Origin of the sequence: Actinomadura latina NBRC 106108 (genome assembly GCF_001552195.1) — a bacterium.
Classification (GTDB): Bacteria; Actinomycetota; Actinomycetes; order Streptosporangiales; family Streptosporangiaceae; genus Spirillospora; species Spirillospora latina.
Genome location: NZ_BCQS01000043.1, coordinates 1 through 21297, shown reverse-complemented (window position 1 = coordinate 21297; position 21297 = coordinate 1). Strand labels below are relative to the sequence as shown.

21 protein-coding genes are annotated in these 21297 nt (G+C 70.8%); 16 read left to right on the top strand and 5 right to left on the bottom strand.

Annotated elements, in window-relative coordinates; translation table 11 throughout:
- Positions 1-357 precede the first annotated feature (357 nt).
- From AL2_RS34015 to AL2_RS34000, 4 genes are all read left to right on the top strand, one after another.
- Positions 358-1347 (top strand): NAD-dependent epimerase/dehydratase family protein, encoded by a 990-nt coding sequence (locus AL2_RS34015; RefSeq protein WP_067641074.1) that lies wholly within the window; start codon positions 358-360, stop codon positions 1345-1347.
- Positions 1348-1453: 106 nt separating this feature from the next.
- Positions 1454-3097, top strand: a complete 1644-nt coding sequence (locus AL2_RS34010; protein ID WP_067641072.1) for a DUF7800 domain-containing protein — start codon at positions 1454-1456, stop codon at positions 3095-3097.
- Positions 3098-3474: 377 nt separating this feature from the next.
- Positions 3475-4860: an NYN domain-containing protein gene (locus AL2_RS34005; RefSeq protein ID WP_067641070.1), complete on the top strand. Its 1386-nt coding sequence runs from the start codon at positions 3475-3477 to the stop codon at positions 4858-4860.
- Between the two features lie 80 nt (positions 4861-4940).
- A complete protein-coding gene (locus tag AL2_RS34000; RefSeq protein WP_245667111.1) occupies positions 4941-5591 on the top strand; it encodes a tetratricopeptide repeat protein in 651 nt (216 codons plus the stop codon).
- 45 nt (positions 5592-5636) lie between these two features.
- Here the strand turns inward: AL2_RS34000 and AL2_RS33995 are convergent, their stop codons facing one another.
- Complete coding sequence (locus tag AL2_RS33995) at positions 5637-6149, bottom strand: lipase family protein (RefSeq protein ID WP_067641066.1); 513 nt, start codon at positions 6147-6149, stop codon at positions 5637-5639.
- A gap of 57 nt (positions 6150-6206) precedes the next feature.
- Between AL2_RS33995 and pyrE the strand changes: the two genes are divergently transcribed.
- Positions 6207-6752: an orotate phosphoribosyltransferase gene (gene pyrE, locus AL2_RS33990; protein ID WP_067641064.1), complete on the top strand. Its 546-nt coding sequence runs from the start codon at positions 6207-6209 to the stop codon at positions 6750-6752.
- A gap of 1 nt (position 6753) precedes the next feature.
- Here the strand turns inward: pyrE and AL2_RS33985 are convergent, their stop codons facing one another.
- Positions 6754-7161, bottom strand: coding sequence for a hypothetical protein (locus tag AL2_RS33985; RefSeq protein ID WP_245667110.1), 408 nt, complete (start codon positions 7159-7161; stop codon positions 6754-6756).
- Positions 7162-7233: 72 nt separating this feature from the next.
- Positions 7234-7959, bottom strand: coding sequence for a DedA family protein (locus AL2_RS33980; RefSeq protein ID WP_067641059.1), 726 nt, complete (start codon positions 7957-7959; stop codon positions 7234-7236).
- Between the two features lie 173 nt (positions 7960-8132).
- Between AL2_RS33980 and fbaA the strand changes: the two genes are divergently transcribed.
- The 6 genes from fbaA (at position 8133) to AL2_RS33950 (ending at position 13063) form a co-directional block, all read left to right on the top strand.
- Positions 8133-9155, top strand: coding sequence for a class II fructose-bisphosphate aldolase (gene fbaA / locus AL2_RS33975; protein ID WP_067641057.1), 1023 nt, complete (start codon positions 8133-8135; stop codon positions 9153-9155).
- A gap of 77 nt (positions 9156-9232) precedes the next feature.
- Positions 9233-9682: a winged helix-turn-helix transcriptional regulator gene (locus AL2_RS33970; protein WP_067641054.1), complete on the top strand. Its 450-nt coding sequence runs from the start codon at positions 9233-9235 to the stop codon at positions 9680-9682.
- 49 nt (positions 9683-9731) lie between these two features.
- The gene (locus AL2_RS33965) at positions 9732-10280 is read left to right on the top strand and encodes a GNAT family N-acetyltransferase (RefSeq protein WP_245667109.1); all 549 of its coding nucleotides are present in this window, start codon (positions 9732-9734) and stop codon (positions 10278-10280) included.
- A gap of 35 nt (positions 10281-10315) precedes the next feature.
- The gene (locus AL2_RS33960; RefSeq protein ID WP_210748391.1) at positions 10316-10738 is read left to right on the top strand and encodes a DUF3151 domain-containing protein; all 423 of its coding nucleotides are present in this window, start codon (positions 10316-10318) and stop codon (positions 10736-10738) included.
- Positions 10739-10880: 142 nt separating this feature from the next.
- Positions 10881-12164, top strand: a complete 1284-nt coding sequence (locus tag AL2_RS33955) for an adenylosuccinate synthase (protein ID WP_067641047.1) — start codon at positions 10881-10883, stop codon at positions 12162-12164.
- A 44-nt stretch (positions 12165-12208) separates the two neighbouring features.
- Positions 12209-13063: a glycerophosphodiester phosphodiesterase family protein gene (locus AL2_RS33950; protein ID WP_083947186.1), complete on the top strand. Its 855-nt coding sequence runs from the start codon at positions 12209-12211 to the stop codon at positions 13061-13063.
- An 18-nt stretch (positions 13064-13081) separates the two neighbouring features.
- On the opposite strand, the gene AL2_RS33945 is transcribed toward AL2_RS33950, so the two are convergent.
- Positions 13082-13762, bottom strand: coding sequence for a hemerythrin domain-containing protein (locus AL2_RS33945; protein ID WP_067641046.1), 681 nt, complete (start codon positions 13760-13762; stop codon positions 13082-13084).
- A 235-nt stretch (positions 13763-13997) separates the two neighbouring features.
- Here AL2_RS33945 and AL2_RS33940 point away from each other — a divergent pair, with 235 nt between their 5' ends.
- Entirely contained in the window at positions 13998-14768 is a 771-nt protein-coding gene (locus tag AL2_RS33940) for a Crp/Fnr family transcriptional regulator (protein ID WP_067641044.1), read from the top strand.
- A 34-nt stretch (positions 14769-14802) separates the two neighbouring features.
- Here AL2_RS33940 and AL2_RS33935 read toward each other — a convergent pair whose 3' ends face one another.
- Entirely contained in the window at positions 14803-15888 is a 1086-nt protein-coding gene (locus AL2_RS33935; protein WP_067641042.1) for a magnesium and cobalt transport protein CorA, read from the bottom strand.
- A 360-nt stretch (positions 15889-16248) separates the two neighbouring features.
- Between AL2_RS33935 and purD the strand changes: the two genes are divergently transcribed.
- The 4 genes from purD to murA form a co-directional block, all read left to right on the top strand.
- Positions 16249-17502: a phosphoribosylamine--glycine ligase gene (gene purD, locus AL2_RS33930; protein ID WP_067641040.1), complete on the top strand. Its 1254-nt coding sequence runs from the start codon at positions 16249-16251 to the stop codon at positions 17500-17502.
- An 87-nt stretch (positions 17503-17589) separates the two neighbouring features.
- Entirely contained in the window at positions 17590-18900 is a 1311-nt protein-coding gene (purB, locus tag AL2_RS33925) for an adenylosuccinate lyase (protein ID WP_067641038.1), read from the top strand.
- Positions 18901-18914: 14 nt separating this feature from the next.
- The gene (locus AL2_RS33920; RefSeq protein WP_083947184.1) at positions 18915-19697 is read left to right on the top strand and encodes an MOSC domain-containing protein; all 783 of its coding nucleotides are present in this window, start codon (positions 18915-18917) and stop codon (positions 19695-19697) included.
- 316 nt (positions 19698-20013) lie between these two features.
- Positions 20014-21297 (top strand): UDP-N-acetylglucosamine 1-carboxyvinyltransferase (murA, locus tag AL2_RS33915; RefSeq protein WP_067641124.1); only part of this gene is annotated, 1284 nt, incomplete at its 3' end.

The window sequence follows — 21297 nt, the reverse complement described above, 5'->3', positions numbered from 1 at the left end:
ACAACTTTGCGGATCTCAACACCAAACAGTTAAATCCTCGCGACTTCCCCCGACTGGGGTATAAATACCATTCAGTATGCGAACCGGTCAGCCCCGATATGCCGCCCCGCCCGGCAGAATCGGCCCGCCCGCTCCCGGCCATTCCGGCACAGCCACAACCGGATGCGCCCGTGCCGCGTCACTTCCGCCCAACGCGGCGTCAGGGCGCGCGGCGGAGTTCGTTCAGGCGGCGGGTGAGGTAGCGGCGGTCGGGGGCGGCGGCTCCTGCGGGGCCGGACACCACGCGGGGGCCTGGCGGGTTCTGCTGTGAGCGTTAAGGCGTTCCGTACAGAACGTACAGAAGGCAGAGTTCTCCGCATGAGGATGCTGATGCTGGGCGGGACGGAGTTCGTCGGGCGGGCCATCACCGAGGAGGCGCTTGCGCGCGGGTTGGACGTGACCGTTTTTCACAGGGGGCGCCACGAGCCGCCGGAAGGTGTGGAGTCGCTGCACGGCGACCGCACCGAAGCGGGGGGTCTCAAGGCTCTCGACGACGGGGAGTGGGACGCGGTCGTCGATACCTGGTCGGGTGCACCGTCCGCTGTGCGCGATGCCGCGCGGCTCCTCGAAGGACGGGCCGGACGATACGTCTACATCTCCAGCCGTTCGGTGTACCGGTTTCCCACACCGCTCGGCGCCGGGGAAGGGGCCGATGTGGTGGACGGCTCGCCAGACGACGGCGATGTCGACTACGCGGCGGCCAAGCGCGGTGGTGAGCTGGCAGCGCTCGATGTGTTCGGAGACAGGGCGCTGCTCGTGCGGGCCGGTCTCATCCTGGGGCCGTACGAGAACATCGGACGCCTGCCCTGGTGGCTCGCGCGCATCGACCGGGGCGGCGACGTCCTGGCTCCGGGCCCGCACGACGCCGGTATCCAGTACATCGATGTCCGTGACCTGGCCGTCTGGACGATGAACGCCGCTGAGCAAGGGCTGAACGGGCCCTACAACCTGGTCAGTCCGCCGGCCCACACGACGATGGACGAGTTGCTCCAAGCCTGCATCCAGGCAACGGGGTCGGACGCCGAACTCGTCTGGACGGCCCCAGAGACGATCCTTGAAGCGGGCATCCAGCCGTGGACGGGCCTTCCGATCTGGCTTCCGCCCGGCGAGGCCCACGACACCATTCATCGCTCCAACGTCAGCAAGGCTCTCGCCGCGGGGCTGCGCTGCAGGCCCGTCCAGCAAACGGTCACCGACACCTGGGAGTGGCTCCAGTCCATCGGCGGCCAGGCACCGCAGCGCCCCGATCGTCCGGTGGTGGGGCTGGCCTCCGATAAAGAGGCCGAGGTCCTGCGCCAGCGGCGTTAGACGACATCCACGTCGATGAGCCGGCCCGGTCCCGCGAGCAGCACGGGGACCGGGCCGTTGCGCCTGCGAGTGGACGCGGCGGGGTCCGGTCCGCTAGAGACGCTCTATGAGCGCATTGGTTCTCGGGCCCCATCTCCGGCACGTGAGTCACCACACCGCGACGATCTGGGTGGAGACGGAACGGCCCTGCGAGGTGCGGGTCGTCAATGACGAGCACGGTGTCGACAATGAGGAGCACGGTGTCGACGCGTCCGCGCGGACGTTCACCGTGCACGGCCACCACTACGCGCTCGTCGAGATCGACGGCCTGGCGCCGGGCTCACGCATCCCGTACAGGGTGCTGACCGACGGCGAGACCGTCTGGCCCGAGGACGACGGGTTCCCGCCGTCCCAGCTCAGGACGCTCGGCGACGACGGGAAGCTGCGGATCTCGTTCGGCTCCTGCCGCCGGTCGCCCGGCACCGTGGAGGAGTTCGGGTACGACGCGCTCGCCGCGTTCGCGGTGCGGCTGCGCGACGGCGGGGACGAGGTCGCCTGGCCCGACATCCTGCTCATGGTCGGCGACCAGGTGTACGCCGACGAGCTGAGCGACGAGATGCGCGCGTTCATCGGCGGGCGGCGCGGGCCGGACGAGCCGCCCGCCGACGAGGCCGCCGACTTCGAGGACTACACGCACCTCTACAAACTGGCGTGGCACGGCGATCCGGCGGTCCGGTGGCTGCTGTCGACCGTCCCGACCTTCACGATCTTCGACGACCACGACATCCGGGACGACTGGAACACCTCCTACACGTGGCGGCGGCAGATGTGGGCCCAGCCCTGGTGGAAGGACCGCATCACCGGCGGGATCGGCTCGTACTGGATCTACCAGCACCTCGGTAACATGTCGCCCCAGGACCGCGCGTCCAATCCCCTCTTCGAGGCGCTGCGCAAGGCGTCGGACACGTCGGGCGACGCCGGCGCCGTCCTGGACGAGTTCGCGGAGAAGGCCGACAAGGAACCCGCCAGTACGCGCTGGAGCTATGCCCACGACTGGGCCGGCACCCGCCTGATCGTCGTCGACAGCCGATGCTCCAGGCTGCTCACCGAAGACCGCCGCGGCATGCTCGACGACGAGGAGTTCGAGTGGCTCGACGGCCAATGCCAAGGCGGCATGGACCATCTGCTCATCGCGAGTTCTCTCCCTTACCTGCTCCCCATGGCGATCCACCATGCGGAGTCGTGGAACGAGGCCGTCGCCGGGGGCGCCTGGGGCAAGCGCGGTGCGGGGCTGGGGGAGAAGATCCGCCAGGCCGCCGACCTGGAGCACTGGGCGGCGTTCGAACGGTCGTTCCGCGACGTGGCCGCCGACGTCGTGGCCGTCGGACGCGGTGAGCGGGGGCCCGCGCCGGCGAGCATCTCGTTCCTGTCCGGCGACATCCACTACTCGTACCTGGCGCGGGTCACCAAGCCCGGGACGCAGTCGAAGGTCTCCCAGATCGTCTGCTCGCCGCTGCGGAACCCGCTGCAGGGCAAGTTCAGGTGGGCGAACCGCATCGCGTACTCGCGGACGTCGGGCGGCCCGTTCCGGATGCTGGCGAAGCTCGCGAAGGTCCCGGTCCCGCCCATCCGGTGGCGCATGACGGAAGGGCCCTGGTTCCACAACGCCATCGCGACCGTCGAATTGTCGGGCCGCGACTGCAACGTGCGCTGGGAAACTCCGCACGACGGCGGCCGGCTCACCGAGATGGGCCGCGCCCATATCACGTGACGCCGGGCTTTCGCCCGTCCCGGTGAAAGGAAAACGCGCCCGAAATGCATAACGGTCCGTGGTCAAGCAAGCACAATGTGCGAGACTCTGCAAGGTTTTGAGTATCGCCGGGATCCCGGACCTGAGTCCGTGACCTGCTTCTTCCCGTAAAGATCAGGCGGAAGCGCCGGGCCGGGCCGAAACGGCTGGTAGCGTCCCGCGCGGCTGCCCAATTCGTTGTTACCGGGGAGTCGCCAACGGGCGGTCCGTCATGAAAGAGTGGCGAATCGCCGTATCGACCTACTGGGCTGCAGGGCTTCACTACGCTATAAGCGCCCGGGGTCGCTACATCGAGTGGGCACGCTGTGAGCTCCCGTGTTGAGGAAGGACGGTGCCGCATGGATCGCTGCGCGCTGTTCGTTGACGCCGGCTATCTGCTGGCGGACGGCGCCATGGCTGTGCACGGCACGCGCCACCGTGAGACGGTCTCGTGGGACTTCGGCGGCCTACTGCAACTCCTGGGCAACCTCGCCAGGGAACGCACCGGCATGCCGCTGCTCCGCTGCTACTGGTACGAGGCGACGATCGAGGGCCGCCGCTCCCCCGAGCACGACGCGCTCGCCGACCTGCCCGGCCTCAAGCTGCGGCTCGGCCGCGTCCGCCCCGGCCGCCACGAGGGCGTCGACACCGAGGTCCGCCGCGACCTGATGACGCTGGCCCGCAACGGCGCGCTCGCCGACGCCGTCCTGGTCAGCGGCGACGAGGACCTCGCGCAGATCGTCGCCGACGCGCAGGACCTCGGCGTCCGCGTCACCGTCGTGCACGTCGCCGTCGACGGCAACTGGACGATCTCCCGGGTGCTGCGGCAGGAGTGCGACGACCTCATCGAGATCGGGTCCGGCCACCTGCGCCCCTACGTCAACCTGCTCGCCGGCATGGACGGGGCGGCGTCCGGCTCCTCCTACGGGACGAGCCCGCTGTCCAACGGGCACGGCGCCTCGTCGAACGGGCACGGCGGCTCACTCGGCTCCCTGCAGCCGGCCTCGCACAACGGGCCGCCGCCCGCGTCCCTGGTCAGCGGGCCGCCGGCGCCGTCCTCCTCGTCCGTCCGCGACCTCGGCCCGGCCATGACCGGCGGGCTCGGCAGCGGCCCCGCCGGCGGCAACGGCGTGGGCACCGGCCCGATGCCCGTGCCCGGCGGGAACGGCGGCGGCCTCGCCGGATCGTCCTACGGCACCGGCGGCCAGCAGGCCCCGCTCCATTCCGCCACCACGTCCGGGCCGTCGCCGCTGCCGGGGCCGTCCTCCGCCCCCATCCCGTCGGCGCCGCCGATGCCGCCGAGCCACGGGCCGCAGTACGGCTCGTCGCCCGTCCCGGCGCCGTCGCCGCCGCCACCCCCGCAGTCGATGCAGCCGCAGTCGATGCAACCGCAGTCGATGCAACCGCAGTCGATGCCGTCGCACCAGGGCGGCCAGCACGGCCAGCACGGCCCCTACACCGGGCCGCAGCAGATGTCGCCCGTCCCGGCGCAGAACTCCCCATCCCTCGCGGACGCGGTCAAGGCCGCCCACCAGGAGGGCCAGGACTTCGGCGAGTCCGTCGCCCGGGACGCGCCCGCGCTGTGGCTGGAGGCCGTCCTGGCCCGCAAGCCGCGCATGCCGTCCGACCTGGAGGCGCGGCTCCTGCAGGGGTCCTCGCTGCCGATCGACTTCCTCCTGCACGACGAGGTGCGGCACGCGCTGCGCCGCGGATTCTGGGATGCGCTAGAACGTTCCCGCAGGTGAGCTGACAGTTACGCGGCGGTATTCGGCGATCATCGTCGATTCGCCCGCTTCGGCCTGCCACCGCCGGGTAGCGTGGAAGCGTGACGCATGTGACGGAAGACGATCTCGACGATCTGGAGTTCGACACCCTGCGCACCGGCGATCACATCTCGGCGGCCCGCAGGCTGTCCGAGCTGGCCGAGTCGGTCTCCGGTGGGGTGTCACGCGCCAACGTCCTGCTGCGCGCCGGGGAGCAGTGGCAGCACGCCGGCGACCACGGCCGCGCCGCCGAGCTGTACCGCAGGGCGCTGGAGGACGGCGGCGAGACCTACGGCGACCCCCGCGCCTACCTCGCCGACGCGCTGTTCGAACTGGGCCACGCCGACGAGGCCCGCACGCTCCTCGACCAGATCCGCGCCGACAGCCCGCGCGACCCCGAGGTGTACCGGGCCGTCGCCGAGGTGCTGTACGCCCAGGGCGACGCGACCGGCGCCCACGAATGGGCCACCAGCGGCGCCGACGTCGTCCTCGCCCTCCGCGACCGCGCCGTCGGCACCGGCATGGGCGGCGGCCCCGACGAGGCCCCGGCCCCCGACGACGCCGACTCCCTCACTCCCGGCCCGGACGACGTCGCCATCGCCGAAGACAGCCTGGAGGCCCTCCTGCGCCTCCGCTACCGAGCCCGCGTGGACCTCGGCCGGAACGAAGACGACTACGACGCGCTCTTGGACGACCTCCTCAAGAACGCGTGATCTCCCAGGGGCCCGCCGGGCCTCATGACGCCGTGCCCTCGGCACCTACAGGCCGGCGATCAATTCGCTCAGGGATTGCGCGACGGTCGCCGGGGGTTCGTGGTCGGTGACCCGCCAGCCGCGCAGACCGGCCTCTCTGCGGGCTTCGTCGTGCAGGTGGTCCGATTGCGTACGGAGGTAGCCGCAGGGCGCCTCGGGCCAATCTGGGGCCGTAGGGAGGGTGTCCTGGGGAGCCTCGTGGTCGTGCCGGCCGCGGCGCGGCAGGTCGGCGTCCACGAACACGAAGCCCGCGATGGGACGGTGCGCCGCGCGCTGGGCCAGGGCGATGCCCGGCAGCAGAGGACCGGCGGCGCCGTGGGCGACGAGGATGAGCGGCACCGCCGGGTCGGCCGCGGTGATGATCAGCGAGAGGCGGGCGATGTAGCGGGGGCCGGTCGCGTCCGGGACGTCCGGCGCCACCACGTCCAGACCGTACGAGCGGAGCATCTCGGGCAGATCGCCCCAGGAGGCCGATGTGGCGTTCGGGGCGTGCAGCAGGACGACGGTTCCGGGTGTCACCCGCCGAACCTACATGGCGGCCCGCCGGCGCGGACGCCGGGTCAATAGGCTCTGAGCGTGAGCGATCGTGATGAGTTGCTGGAGCTGATCAAGGACAAGGCCGTGGTGCACGGCGACTTCGTGCTGTCGTCGGGCAAGCGGGCGTCCTGGTACGTGGATTTGCGCCGGGTGACGCTGGACGGGGCCGCGGCGCCGCTGGTGGGGCGGGTCATGCTGGACGAGACCGACGACCTCGGTTACGACGCCGTCGGCGGGCTCACGCTCGGCGCCGACCCGGTCGCGACGGCGATGCTGCACGCGGCGGCGGCGCGCGGCCGGACGCTGGACGCGTTCGTCGTCCGCAAGGCGGGCAAGGCGCACGGGCTGCAGCGGCGCATCGAGGGGCCGGACGTGCGGGGCCGCCGCGTCCTCGCCGTGGAGGACACCTCGACCACGGGCGGGTCCGTCCTGACCGCGGTGGAGGCGCTGCGGGAGGCGGGCGCGGAGGTCGTGGCGGTCGCGACGATCCTGGAGCGGGGCGCCGCCGGGCGCATCGCGGAGGAGGGTCTCGCGTACCGCCACCCCTACGACGTGGCGGATCTGGGCCTGGACCAGCAGGTCTGAGCTAGCTCTTCGCCTTGACGAACCACTGGCCGCGCTGGCCCGCGGGCCGCTGCGGCTGCTCCTCGCCGTAGATGACGACCTTCAGGGAGCCGCCGTTGACGGCGACGACCTGGAGGGGCGCCTGGTCGTACTTCAGCGTCACCCCGGTCTGGAGCGTGCCGTTGGTGAGCACCTCGCCGCGGGTGTCGGCGACGCGGACGACCACGTTCGTGGGCTGGCCGGTCACGCTGATGACGAGGGGCACCTTGGACGCCGGCGTGGTCTTCTCGCTACTGCTCGGGGACGTCGCGCCGCCGCCGCCCTCGCCGGACGGCGAGGCAGCCGTCGATGGCCCCTTCTGATCGGGTTCGCCCGAAACCGCGTTGACCAGGGCCATGCCGCCCACGACGAGCAGGGCCAAAGCGGCCACCACGGCCAATGCCGCGATCAGTATGCGCGCGAGACCCCTAGGGTCCGACCGATGACGTCCCACATGGGGAGGTTAGCGATAACTGTCACCGCTGAGCGACGGACGTGACTCTTCGGGACCATTCTTATTCGGACCGTGGTCCGATTTACGCCCCTTGAGGACCTCCCGGATGATCGGAATCACCGACAGGATCAGGATCACCGCGACCCCGGGAAGGATGTACTTCTCGATGTCGGGCACCTCGGAACCGAGGAAGTGGCCCAGCAGGAACAGGGCGTCCGTCCAGACGATGCCGCCGATGGCGTTCCAGATGAAGAACTTCTTCGCGTCCATGCCGAGCATCCCGGCGAGCGGGTTCAGGAACGTCCGGACGATCGGGATGAACCGGGCCAGCACCACCGCCTTCGCGGGGCCGAACCGGTTGAAGTAGTGCTCGGCCTTCTCGACCCACTCCTGTCTGAAGATGCGCGAGTCCGGCCGGTCGAAGAGCTTGCGGCCGTACCTGGCGCCGAGCCAGTGGCCGAGCTGGGCGCCGGCGATCGCCGCGACCGGGCCGCCGACGAGCAGCCAGGGCAGCGACAGCGGCTGGAACTCCTGCCCGTTGACGGTCGAGACCGCCGTGAGGATCCCCGCCGTGAACAGCAGCGAGTCGCCCGGGAGGATGCAGCCGACCAGCAGTCCGGTCTCGGCGAAGATGATGGCGAGCACGCCGATCGTCGCGAACGTGCCGAAGAGCTGCAGCCATGCGGTCGGATGCAGCCACTCGGTGATGTTTAGGGGAAGGGTCGTGAGATCCACACCGCGAGCGTACCTTTCATCGCACTCCGCGAAGGCGGGATACTGAGGGTGGACGGCATGCCCGACCCGGAAACCATGTGACCTGGGCGCTCACCTGGGTACACGGACGTCCGGGTGCCACCGCCCGGCCCCAGCTGCCCGGCGGCACCGCTGCGTATGAAAGGACGCTGACTATGCCCATCGCAACGCCCGAGGTCTACGCGGAGATGCTCGACCGTGCGAAGCAGGACGGCTTCGCCTTCCCCGCGATCAACGTGACGTCCAGCCAGACGCTGAACGCCGCGCTGCGCGGCTTCGCCGAGGCCGAGAGCGACGGGATCGTGCAGGTGTCCACCGGCGGAGCCGACTACCTGTCGGGCTCCACGGTGAAGGACATGGTCGTGGGCTCGACCGCGCTCGCCGAGTACGCCCGGGTCGTGGCCGCCAAGTACCCGGTGAACATCGCCCTGCACACCGACCACTGCCCGAAGGACAAGCTGGACGGCTTCATGCGTCCGCTGATCAAGATCTCCCAGGAGCGGGTGGCGCGCGGCGAGGAGCCGCTGTTCCAGTCGCACATGTGGGACGGGTCCGCCGTCGAGCTGCACGAGAACCTGGGGATCGCCGCCGAACTGCTGGAGGAGTGCGCCAAGGCCCGGATCATCATGGAGATGGAGATCGGCGTCGTCGGCGGCGAGGAGGACGGCGTCGCCAACGAGATCAACGAGAAGCTGTACACGACGCCGGGCGACGCGATCGCGACCGCCGAGGCCGTCGGCGTGGGCGAGAAGGGCCGCTACATCCTCGCCGCGACGTTCGGCAACGTGCACGGCGTCTACAAGCCGGGCTCGGTCAAGCTGCGTCCTGAGGTGCTCAAGGAGATCCAGGACGCGGTCGGCGCCAAGTACGGCAAGGACAAGCCGTTCGACCTGGTGTTCCACGGCGGCTCCGGCTCGTCGCTGGAGGAGATCCGCGAGGCCGTCTCCTACGGCGTCGTCAAGATGAACATCGACACCGACACGCAGTACGCGTTCACCCGTCCGGTCGCGGAGCACATGTTCCGCAACTACGACGGTGTGCTGAAGGTCGACGGCGAGGTCGGCAACAAGAAGCAGTACGACCCGCGCTCGTGGGGCAAGGCGGCCGAGGCCGCCATGGCCGCCCGCATCGTCGAGGCGGCGGAGAACCTGCAGTCCGCCGGCAAGAAGCTCAAGTAGCACCTCGCAGCACCGGCCCCAGGGGGACGTCCCCCTGGGGCCGCGTTGTTTCACGAAACTCGGGTAGGGTCGCAGGCGTGGCACTACCCCGCACGTACGAGTCACAGAACTGCTCGGTCGCCCGCTCCCTGGAGGTCGTCGGCGACCGGTGGACGATGCTGGTGATCCGCAGCGCCTTCCAGGGCGTGCGGCGCTTCGACGACTTCCAGGACGTCCTGGGCGTGGCCCGCAACGTCCTCACCGACCGGCTCAACCGGCTGTGCGACGAGGGCATCATGCGCCGCGTCCCGTACCAGCGGCGGCCGGAGCGCTTCGAGTACCGCCTCACCCGCAAGGGCGTCGAGCTGTGGCCGGCGGTCATGACCCTGCTGATGTGGGGCGACCGCCACTACGCCCCCGACGGGCCGCCGCTGATCATCGGCCACCGCGGCTGCGACGGCACGCTGACGCCGGAGTTCACCTGCGACTCCTGCGGCGCGCACCTCGGCCCGTCCGACGTGGCCCCCCGCCCCGGTCCGGCCGCCTGATTCCCCACCTGGGTTGCTTCACGCAACTTTTTGCGGTCCAATGAGTTGCATGACACAACTCGATGTGCGCAGCGCCGCTCACATTGACGACCTGCGAATCCGCCCGTACGGCATCACCGACGGCCCGCGCGTGCGCCGGATGTCCGACCGGCTCTCGCCCGCCAGCCTCTACACGCGGTTCTTCTCCGGCACGCCGCGCATCCCCGACCACTACGCGGGCCTGCTCGACCGCCTCGACCACTGGGACCGCGAGGCCCTGGTCGGCCTGGACGGCGACGAGATCGCCGGCATCGCCGAGTACATCCGCGACACCGCACGCCCCTGGCGCGCGGACGTCGCCGTCCTCGTCACCGACCCCTGGCAACACCATGGTCTGGGCAGCGCCCTGGTCGCGTATCTCTCCCACCTCGCCGGACGGCGCGGCATCACCGAGTTCGACGCGGACGTCATCCTGACCAACCGGCAGGGGCTCCAGTTCGTCCACCAGGGCTGGCCCGGCGCCCGCTCCACCCTCGACGGCGGCGCAGCCCACTTCACCCTGCCGCTCCCCGCCCCCCACTGGAACTCGCGCGCCACGGCGCCGTCCCACCGGCCGTGACCCGGGTTGTCAGCGGGCGGACGAGCCTGCCTACGATGGCCCGTATGACCCAGAACCTGCTCGGCGGCCCTCCTCCGACCGAACTCCCGGACAACACCGAAGCCCGGACGGCCTTGGAGAACGGCGTCGACCCGTTCGAAGTCGCCGCGCGCCACCCCGACTACACGGGGGCGTGGGCCGAGCTGGCCGACCGTGCCTTCGCCAACGGATCGGTCATCGACTCCTACGCGTTCGCCCGCACCGGGTACCACCGCGGCCTCGACCAGTTGCGCCGGGCCGGCTGGAAGGGCCAGGGGCCCATCCCCTGGGAGCACGAGGCCAACCGCGGCTTCCTGCGCGCCCTGCACGCACTCGGCCGCGCGGCCGCCGCCATCGGCGAGGAGGACGAGGCCGAGCGCTGCAAGGCGTTCCTGCGCGACAGCAGCGCCACCGCCGCCGCCACCCTGAACGGCTCCTAGCCGGCGACGCGCGGACCCGGTGACCAGCGGGGGGGGAATCCGGCTCCGGTTTCCTTGCCGCCCTGGTGCGGGTACGCTTTGATCGCAAGAGGCCCCTTCGCTTGCGGCGACCGGGGCCTTCGTCGTGGGAAGGAAAAGTGGCATGCCCGCCATCGTTCTTGTCGGTGCCCAGTGGGGAGATGAGGGCAAGGGCAAGGCAACAGACCTGCTCGGCGGGGACGTCGACTACGTCGTCCGCTACCAGGGCGGCAACAACGCCGGCCACACGGTCGTCATCGGCGACAAGAGCTACGCGCTGCACCTGCTGCCGTCGGGGGTGCTGTCGCCCGACGTCGTCCCGGTCATCGGCAACGGCGTGGTGATCGACCCGGCCGTCCTGCTGCAGGAGATCGACGGGCTGCGGGAGCGCGGGATCTCCTGCGACCGGCTGCTGATCTCGGCGAACGCGCACCTGATCATGCCGCACCACCGCGCCCTCGACAAGGTCACCGAGCGGTACCTCGGCAAGGCCCGGATCGGCACCACCGGCCGCGGCATCGGCCCCACCTACGCCGACAAGATCAACCGGATGGGCGTCCGCGTCCAGGACCTGTTCGACCCGAACATCCTGACCCAGAAGCTGGACCTCTCCCTCCGGGAGAAGAACCAGGTGCTGACGAAGGTCTACAACCGGCGCCGCATCGAGACGGGCCCGATCGTCCAGGAGTACCTGGCCTACGGGGAGCGCCTGAAGCCGTTCGTCGCCGACACCACCCTCGTCCTCAACAAGGCGCTGGAGGACGGCAAGGTCGTCCTGCTGGAGGGCGCCCAGGGCACGCTGCTCGACATCGACCACGGCACCTACCCGTTCGTGACGTCGTCCAGCCCGACGGCCGGCGGCGCGTGCGCGGGCTCCGGCATCGGCCCCACGCGGATCACCCGCGTGATCGGCATCCTGAAGGCGTACACGACCCGCGTGGGCTCCGGGCCGTTCCCCACCGAGCTGCTGGACGAGCAGGGCGAGTACCTGCGCAAGACCGGCGGCGAGTACGGCGTCACCACGGGCCGCGACCGCCGCTGCGGCTGGTTCGACGCCGTCATCGCGCGGTACGCGACCCGCGTCAACGGCATCACCGACTACTTCCTGACGAAGCTGGACGTCCTGTCCGGCCTCGAACGCGTCCCGGTGTGCGTCGCCTACGACGTCGACGGCACGCGCGTGGACGATCTCCCCACGACCCAGACCGACTTCCACCACGCCAAGCCGATCCTGGAGTACCTGGACGGCTGGCGGGAGGACATCACCGGCGCCAAGAAGTTCGAGGACCTTCCCCCGAACGCGCAGGCGTACGTCCGGGCCCTGGAGGAGATGTCCGGCGCCCAGATCTCCGCCATCGGGGTCGGCCCCGGCCGCGACCAGACACTCTCGCTCCGCTCTCTCGTCTAGCGTTCTTCACCGCACGTTCGGTCACGGACGGTAACGTGCGTGCGGTGATCTCTACCGTCGAGGTGCACGGGCACAGGGGCGCACGTGGTCTGCGTCCGGAGAACACCCTGCCCGGCTTCGCCCACGCGCTCGCCGTCGGCGTCGACGCCGTCGAGCTGGACGTGGGCCTGTCGTCGGACGGCGTGGCCGTCCTGAACCACGACCAGGTCCTCTCACCGGGGAACCTCGCGGACACCGGCCCCGTCCAGCCGGACGACCCGGCCTTCCCCTACGTGGGCAAGCCGATCCGGGAGCTGACGCTCGCCCAGCTCCGCACGGTGGACGCAGGCGGCGGCTCGGGCATCCCCACGCTGGCCGAGGCATGCGCCCTGCTCGCCCCGGCCGACGTGACGCTCTCCGTGGAACTCAAGACCGACCCAACGTGGACGGACGAGGAGGTAGAACTCTTCACCGCCGCCGTGGTGGACGTCCTGGAGTCCTACGCCCTCACCCACCGGGCCCGCCTCCTGGCCTTCGACTGGCGCGTCCTGGCCGAAGCCCGCCGCCACTACCCGGACCTGGGCCGCGTGGCCCTCGTGGAACGCAAGACCCTCGTCCCCGGCACCCGCTGGCTGGCGGGCCTCTCCCCGGCGGACCCGGTGGCCGCCGCCCTTGAGATGGGCGCGACGGCCCTGTCTCCCGAACACGTCATCACCACCCCCGCACTGGTAGCGGACGCCCACACGGCCTCGCTGCCGGTCATCGTCTGGACGGTCAACAGCCCCGAGGACATGACCCGCTTCATCGAGTACGGCGTGGACGCGATCGTCACCGACTACCCGGACCGCCTGCACCGGGTTCTGACGTCCCGCGGCCTGTCCAGGCCGTCCCCTGGGACGATCGCCGCCCACCTGCCCTAGCCGCGCCGGATCCCGGCCTCAGTGACCGCCGTCCTGGCCGTGCCCACTGTCCTGGCCGCCGTGACCACCGTCCTGGCCGCCCACCTGCTCCATCCGCTCGAACAGCTCGCGTGCCTGCTCGGCGGTGAGGCGCTTGTCGAGAATGGGCAGGTACACCTCCTCTTCCTTGGCGAAGTGGAGCTTGACCAGCGTGTAGGAGCCGTAGAGGACGCGGCGCAGGTCGCGCTGGGCCTGCGCGTTCGGCGGCTTCGTGAGCTGCCCCTGCAGGGTCTCCAGTTCGGCGGTGAGCTTCTCGACCTCGACGTGGTCGCGGCGCATCGTCGCGGTGACCGGCACGTTGCCGAGCAGGCGGTCGATCTCCGCGTACAGCACCTTGTCCTCGGCCTGTGCGTGCGGCACCAGATGCCCGGCCAGGAACGTGTGGGCCGTGGCGGTCTTGGCCCGCAGGTCCTTCCACTGCGCGTTGCCGACGGCGTCACCGGCGGCCCGCAGTTCCTCGATGTGGGGCATCAGTTCCTTGTGCTCGTCCCGCAGCGGCTGGGTGACCGGCTCGGTGCCGGCCACCTGCCCGGCGGCGACCGCCGGCCGCTCAGCGGCCTTCCCCTCGGCGTTCCCGTCATTGATCACGTAGGCGCCCGCCGCCAGCGCGAGCGCCGCGATGCCGGAGGCTCCGATGACGAGCGGTGAACGCTTCTTCATGTCCCATCTCCCTTTGCGTACGGCCGATTGCCGGACATGGGACGAAAGGTAGAAAGCCTGGGGCGCGCCCACCATGACGCGTGTCAATCAACCGCACATCGGCCGGATTCCGGTGCGCCTTCCGGGTGATGCGGGGCGGGCTCGGACCCGGCGCACGATGGACGTCGCAGCACATGAGGCCGCATACCGTGAGGGCGCGCCCGAAGGCCGAGACATACTTCGCGGAGGACAAGTGATGCACCGCCGGACGACGCCGCTGCGACGGCCCTGCGCCAAACCGCACCACTGCCCGCGGCGGATGCGGCTGAAGGTGCTGTCCCAGGCCCGGTTCTTCACCGGGCTGGACATCGGCGAGATCACCGCCATCGAGGCGCGCATGCGGGTCCGCGGGTACGCCGAGGGCGAGCGGATCTACCCTGCCGGCGCGCGCGCCGACCACCTGTTCGTACTGGCCAGCGGCCGGGTCAAGCTGGTCCGCCCGACGCCGGACGGGCAGGACGTACTGGTCGGCATCGTCACGCCGGGCGGCCTGTTCGGGACGCTCACCACGCTCGGCGAGCCGGAGTTCACCGACTCCGCCGAGACGCTCACGGTCTCGTGCGCGCTGTCCATCTCCGCGGACGACTTCCGCGCCGTCCTGCGCCGGCACCCCAGCGTCGCGCTCGCGGTGGTGGACGATCTCGCGCACCGCCTGGAGGAGGCGCACCAGGCCGTCCGGCGGCTGTCCGGCGGCACGGTGGAGCAGCGGGTCGCGGCGACCCTGCTGACCCTGGCCGGCAGGCTCGGCGAGCCCAGGGGCGGCGCGGTCCTGCTGCAACTGCCGCTGACGCGCAGCGACCTGGCCGCGATGACCGGCAGCACGACGGAGTCGGTCAGCAGGGCCATGAGCCGGCTGCGCAAGGAGGGCGTCATCGAGACGGGCCGCCGATGGACCTCGATCGTCGACCGGGACCGGCTCGTCCGGCTGGCCGACGCGGACGCCCGCACGCCGGAAGCCGGGAACTGACCGCGGCCGCCGGCGGCGGCCGCGGACGGAAGGGCTACAGCCAGCCGTTGCGGCGGAAGCCCCGGTAGAGGGAGAAGCAGGCCAGGCCGATGACGCAGAGGATCATCGGGTAGCCGAACTGCCACTGGGTCTCGGGCATGTGCTTGAAGTTCATCCCGTAGACCCCCGCTATGGCGGTGGGGACCATGAAGATGGCGCCCCAGGCGGAGATCTTGCGCATGTCCTTGTTGTCGGCGACGGTGACCTGGGTCATGTGCGCCTGGAGGATCGGGTTGAGGAGCTCGTCGTAGGACTCGACCTGCTCGCGGACGCGGGTGAGGTGGTCCTCGACGTCGCGGAGGTACTCCTTGATCTCGGCCGGGACGAAGCGGCGGCCGGAGAGGTTGCGCAGCGGGCCGGCGAGCGGGCCGACGGCGCGCTTGAGCTGGATGACCTCGCGCTTGAGGCGGTAGATGCGGCGGGACTCGTCGGTGCGTTCGGGGGAGAAGACGGCCTCTTCGACCTCGTCGATGTCCTCCATGACGGCGTTGGCGACGCCGACGTAGCCGTCCACGACGCGGTCGGCGACGGCGTGCAGGACGGCGGCGGGGCCGAGGGCCAGGCGGGCCGGGTCGTGCTCCAGGTCGCGGCGGACGGTGCCGAGTTCGCCGTGGGTGCCGTGCCGGACGGTGACCACGAAGTCGGGCCCGCAGAACAGCATGATCTCGCCGGTCACCACCACTTCGGGGCCGCCGGGCTCACTGGGCACGTATCCCACGGTCTTCATGACGACGAAGTGGACGTCGTCGTAGCGCTCCAGCTTGGGGCGCTGGTGGGCGTGGATCGCGTCCTCGACGGCGAGCGGGTGCAGGCCGAAGACCTCGGCGATGTCGGCGAGTTCGGTCGCGGACGGCTCGTGGAGGCCGACCCAGACGAATCCGGCGCTGTCGCCGTCCGGGACGAGGCGCCCGTCGCGGACCATGCGGACGGCGTCGGCGACGGTGCCGGTGCAGACCCGGTGGCCGTCGATGTAGGCGGCCCAGTCGATGACGGCCGAATCGCGGATCGGAGCCGGCACGCCGTGGGGGCGGCCGCGCGTCTTGAAGAGCGCGCGGCCGGGGCGGACTCGTGTCATGGCCATGAGGTGCTCCTAACCCGCCGGCCACGCACGTAGCGCGCGCTCAACCCAGGCTGGTCAGCGAAGGGAGCGCGCGAGCACGGTGGCCGGATGCCAGATGGAGGCGGACGGAAGGACAGTCCTGTGCGGACTGTGAGGGTTCTCCGGCGAACTGCAAGGATCACCAGGACTCATCCCGACCACCTCCTTTCACGCACCTCGACACCGGGCGGTCAAGCCCGTGGCAGCTTACCAGCCGGCATTTAGGACGCCGCCCATAACGGGGAGGTTCACCCGTCCCGCTGTGACGGTCGCCTCACTCGGCACGATCCGGGTCACGCACGACCGTCCTTCCCGGCAGTGCGACCAGTAAGCTCGCGTCACGTGCGAGTACTCGTCCTTGGATCGGGTGGCCGCGAGCATGCGCTCGCCCGCGCCCTGCACCGCGACCCTGCCGTCACCGCCCTCCACTGCGCCCCGGGCAACCCGGGCACGGCCGAGATCGCGGACAACCACCAGCTCGACCCGTGCGACCCGACCGCGGTGACGGAGCTCGCCGGGCGCCTCCGCGCCGACCTCGTCGTCATCGGCCCGGAGGCCGTGCTGGTCGCGGGCGTCGGCGACGCCCTGCGCGAGGCCGGCGTCCCGTGCTTCGGCCCGGACCGCGCCGCCGCCCGCATCGAGGCGTCCAAGGCGTTCGCGAAGGAGATCATGGCGGCGGCCGGCGTCCCGACCGCCGAGGCCCGCGTCTGCGACACCGCCGCCCAGGCCGAGGAGGCGCTCGACGCCTTCGGCCCGCCCTACGTCGTGAAGGACGACGGTCTCGCCGCCGGCAAGGGCGTCATCGTCACCGAGGACCGCACCATCGCCTCCCAGCACGCCGTCGCCTGCGACCGCGTCGTGATCGAGGAGTTCCTGGACGGCCCCGAGGTCTCCCTGTTCGCCCTGTGCGACGGCCAGAGCGCCGTCCCGCTCCTCCCCGCCCAGGACTTCAAGCGCGCCTACGACAACGACGCGGGCCCCAACACGGGCGGAATGGGCGCCTACACGCCGCTCCCCTGGATCTCCCCGGACCTTGTGGACGAGGTCATGTCCACGGTCGTCCAACCAGCCGTGGACGAACTGCGCCGGCGCGAGATCCCCTACGTCGGCACCCTGTACGCGGGTCTGGCGCTGACGTCCAAGGGCGTTCGGGTCGTCGAGTTCAACGCACGCTTCGGCGACCCTGAAACCCAGGTCGTCCTGGACCGGCTGGCGACCCCGCTCGCCAAGCTCCTCCAAGCGTGCGCGATCGGCGCCCTGGACCCCGGCTTCCGCCCCGAGTGGCACCCGGGCTCGGCCGTGACGGTCGTCCTGGCCGCCGAGGGCTACCCGGCCGCCCCGGTCAAGGGCGACGAGATCACCGGCCTGGACGAGGCGTCCAAGGTGGACGGCGCCTACGTCCTCCACGCGGGCACGAGGCTGGACGCCGGGGGACGTCTGCTCGCCAACGGCGGCCGCGTCCTGAACGTGGTCGGCACCGGCCCCGACCTCCCCACCGCCCGCGCGACCGCCTACGAGGCCGTCTCCAAGATCACCCTGCGCGCCTCCCACCACCGCGAGGACATCGCGCTCAAGGCCGCCGAGACCGTGGCCTGACGCACGCTTCCCGGTGCCGGTGCGCCCGGCCGGGGGCGCATCGGACCCGGCGCGCGGAGCGGCCGTGAGACCTGGGACAATGAGCAGGTGATCGAGCGGTACACACTCCCGGAGATGGGGCGCGTCTGGAGTGACGCGCACAAGTACGAGCTGTGGTGCCAGGTGGAGGTCCTCGTCGTCGAGGCCCACGCCGAGGCAGGCACCATCCCGCCGGAGGTGGTGGACCCGGTGCGCAAGGCGCCGCCGCCGACACCGGAGGCGGTGCACGAGATCGAGGCGGTCACGCAGCATGACGTGATCGCCTTCCTGTCGGCGTGGGCCGACAACACCGAGCCCCGCGAGGCCGCCCGGTACGTGCACTTCGGGATGACGTCGTCCGACCTGCTGGACACCGCGCTCGCGCTGCAGCTGGTCGAGGCCACCGACATCCTGCTGGAGAAGGCCGACACGCTGGTCGCGACCCTGCGCGACCATGCGCTGGCGCACCGGGGGACGCTGCGGGTCGGGCGGACGCACGGCATCCACGGCGAACCGGACGTGTGGGGGCACCGGGTCGCCGACTTCGCGTTCGCCATGGCGCGGTCGCGGGACCGGCTGCGGCGGGCGCGGGAGGCCGTGGGCGTCATGGCGATCTCGGGCGCGGTCGGGACGTACTCCAACATCGACCCCGCCGTCGAGCTGCATGTCGCGCGCAAGCTCGGGCTGAAGCCGGCCGACGTGTCGACGCAGGTCGTGATGCGGGACGGCATCAGCGAGTGGGTGTCGGCGCTGGCGATCATGGCGACGGTGTGCGAGGCGATCGCGCTGGAGGTGCGGCACGGGCAGCGCACCGAGGTCCGCGAGCTGTGGGAGCCGTTCGGGAAGGGCCAGAAGGGCTCGTCGGCGATGCCGCACAAGAAGAACCCGATCATCTCCGAGCGGCTCGCCGGGATGGCCCGCGTCGTGCGGGCGCAGATCGTCCCGGTGCTGGAGGGCGTCCCGCTGTGGCACGAGCGCGACATCTCGCACTCGTCGACCGAGCGGATCGCGCTGCCGGACGCGTCCATCGCGCTCGACTACATGCTGAACCTGACGAACCGCCTCATGTCCGGGCTCGTGGTGGACAAGGCGCGCATGACGGTCAACCTGGAGTCGACGGGCGGCCTGATCTACACGTCGACCGTGCTGCTGGAACTGGTCGAAGCGGGCATGTCCCGCGACGATGAGGCGTACCCGCTCGTCCAGCGGGCCGCGATGGAGACCTGGGAGACCGGGACGCCGTTCCGGGAGACCCTGCGCAAGCACGCCGCGGAGGCCGGCCTGACCCTGGACGAGAACCGCCTGGACGAAGTCTGCCGTCCGGAGCGTTTCGTCGAGCGGCTGGCGCCGGTCTTCGACCGGCTCGCCGCGCTGAGCTGAAACGAGGAGGGGCCTTGAAGGGGACCCTGACCGAGCTGAACGCCTACCCGCTCAAGAGCGGCGGCGGCACCGCGCTGCACAGTGTCGAACTGACGCCCAGAGGGCTGCCGTTCGACCGCGAGTTCATGCTGGTCACTCCCGAGGGCCGTTTCCTGTCCCAGCGGGACTACGCGGAGATGGCGCTGATGCGTCCGTCCTATGACGGCGAAGTCCTCACGGTGGACGCTCCCGGCGCCTCAACGCTCGTCCACAAGGCCGTGGACGACGGTGAGGTTATGGACGTGGCCATCCAGCGGAAGGAGTGCCAGGGCATCGACCAGGGCGAAGAGGCCGCGGCCTGGTTCGCCGAGCTGTTCGACGCCGACTGCCGGCTGGTGCGCTTCACCGGTCACCGGCCGACGTCGAGGGGCGGGGGCGAGCTGATGTTCGCCGACGGGTACCCGCTGCTGGTCATCTCCGCCGAGTCCTTGGCCGACCTCAACACGCGCCTGGACGACCCCCTCCCGATGAACCGTTTCCGTCCGAGCGTCGTCATCGAGGGCCTCGGCCCCTATGGCGAGGACGATGTCCGCCTCCTGCGCGTGGGGGAGGCCGTCATCGAGATGGTCAAGCCGTGCGCCCGCTGCGTCATCACCACCACCGACCAGGAGACGGCTGAGCGCGGCCGTGAGCCGCTCCGGACGCTCGCCACCTACCGCACCCGCGACCGCGGCATCCAGTTCGGCTACAACGCCGTCCCGCGCGCGCTGGGCACCCTCACGATCGGCGACGAGATCGAGGTCCTCGAACCCCGCTGAACCGGCCGGCGGCACCCCCGCGCCGTGGGCGATTCGCCTAGGAATGATCACGATAGCCACCACTCTGGTGAGTCGCCGCCCCTAGGCTCACCTTGGGAAATTTCCTGGGGAGTGCGAACTTTTTGCGCTGAGCGAAGGTCTCACCAAGCAGACTGACGCCAGCGTGGCGCGGGCCGGACGGCACATGTCCGGTCCGGTGGTTTACTGGGGTCGCGTTGGCGCAGAGGGGGGACACCGTTCGGCGCGCTCGGCCCTCGTGCTCCCACTTGATGGCAGGCACCTACCCGCACCCGAGAAGGAGTAAGGCGGCATGAGCATGGGCCACGAGGTTCGCTACCGCGTGCGCGGCGGCAGGCAGCTGCACGGCACGGTATTCATCCAGGGGGCGAAGAACGCCGTCCTGCCGATGATCGGCGCCTCGCTGATGGCCGCCAAGGGACGGACCGTCCTGCGGAACGTCCCGATCATCGAGGACGTGCGGCGGGCGGTGGAGCTCGCGCGGGCCATCGGGGCCAAGGCCGAGCTGCACGAGACCGAGCGCACGCTGGTGATCGACGCGTCCTCGCTGAGCAGCCCCGTGCTGCCCGCCGACATCGCGTCCCGGTTCCGCGGCTCGTTCCTGTTCGTCCCGGCGCTGCTGCACCGGCTCGGCGAGGCCGTCATCGAGGGCGTCGGCGGCTGCAACCTCGGCAGCCGCAACCTGGACTTCCACTACAACGGCTTCAAGCGGATGGGCGCCACGGTCACCGAGCACGTGGCCGACAACGGCGACGGCATCATCCACATCAAGGCGGGCGACCTGCGCGGCGGGACGCTCTACTGCGACACCCCGTCGCACACCGGCACCGAGAACCTGATCATGGCGGCGGCGCTGGCCCGCGGCACCACGCTGATCAAGAACGCGGCGCTGGAGCCGGAGGTGCTGGACAACATCGCGATCCTGCAGGCGATGGGCGCCAAGATCAGCGGTGGCGGCACCGGCTTCATCACCGTCGAGGGCGTGGACGAGCTGACCGCCGTCGAGCACACCGTGATGCCCGACCGGATCGACGCCGGCGTGTTCGTCATGGCCGCCGCGATCACCGGCGGCGACCTGAACCTGGTGGGCGCGTCCCTGGAGCACCTCGGCGTCGCCGCCGACAAGCTGGAGCAGATGGGCGTCGAGTTCCACCAGCAGGGCGCCGTCCTCCAGGTGCGCCGCGAGCGGACGCTCCGGCCGATCAACGTCATCACCGATGAGTACCCGGGCTTCGCCACCGACCTCCAGTCGCCGATCATGGCGCTGTCCTGCCTCGCCGAGGGCCCGTCCTACGTCTACGAGCGGATCTTCGACGGCCGGTTCAAGCTGGCCGACGAGCTGCGCAAGATGGGCGCCGACATCGAGGTGGACGGCAACCGCGCGAAGGTGAACGGCCCGTGTCCGCTGCGCGGCGCCGAGGTGGAGGCGCACGACCTGCGCTGCGGCAGCGCGCTCGTCCTCGCGGGCCTCGCCGCCGAGGGCGAGACGACGATCACCTCGGCCTACTACCTGGACCGCGGCCACGCGCACACCGCCGAGCGCCTGTCGCAGCTCGGCGCCGAAATCGTCCGCGAGGCCGAC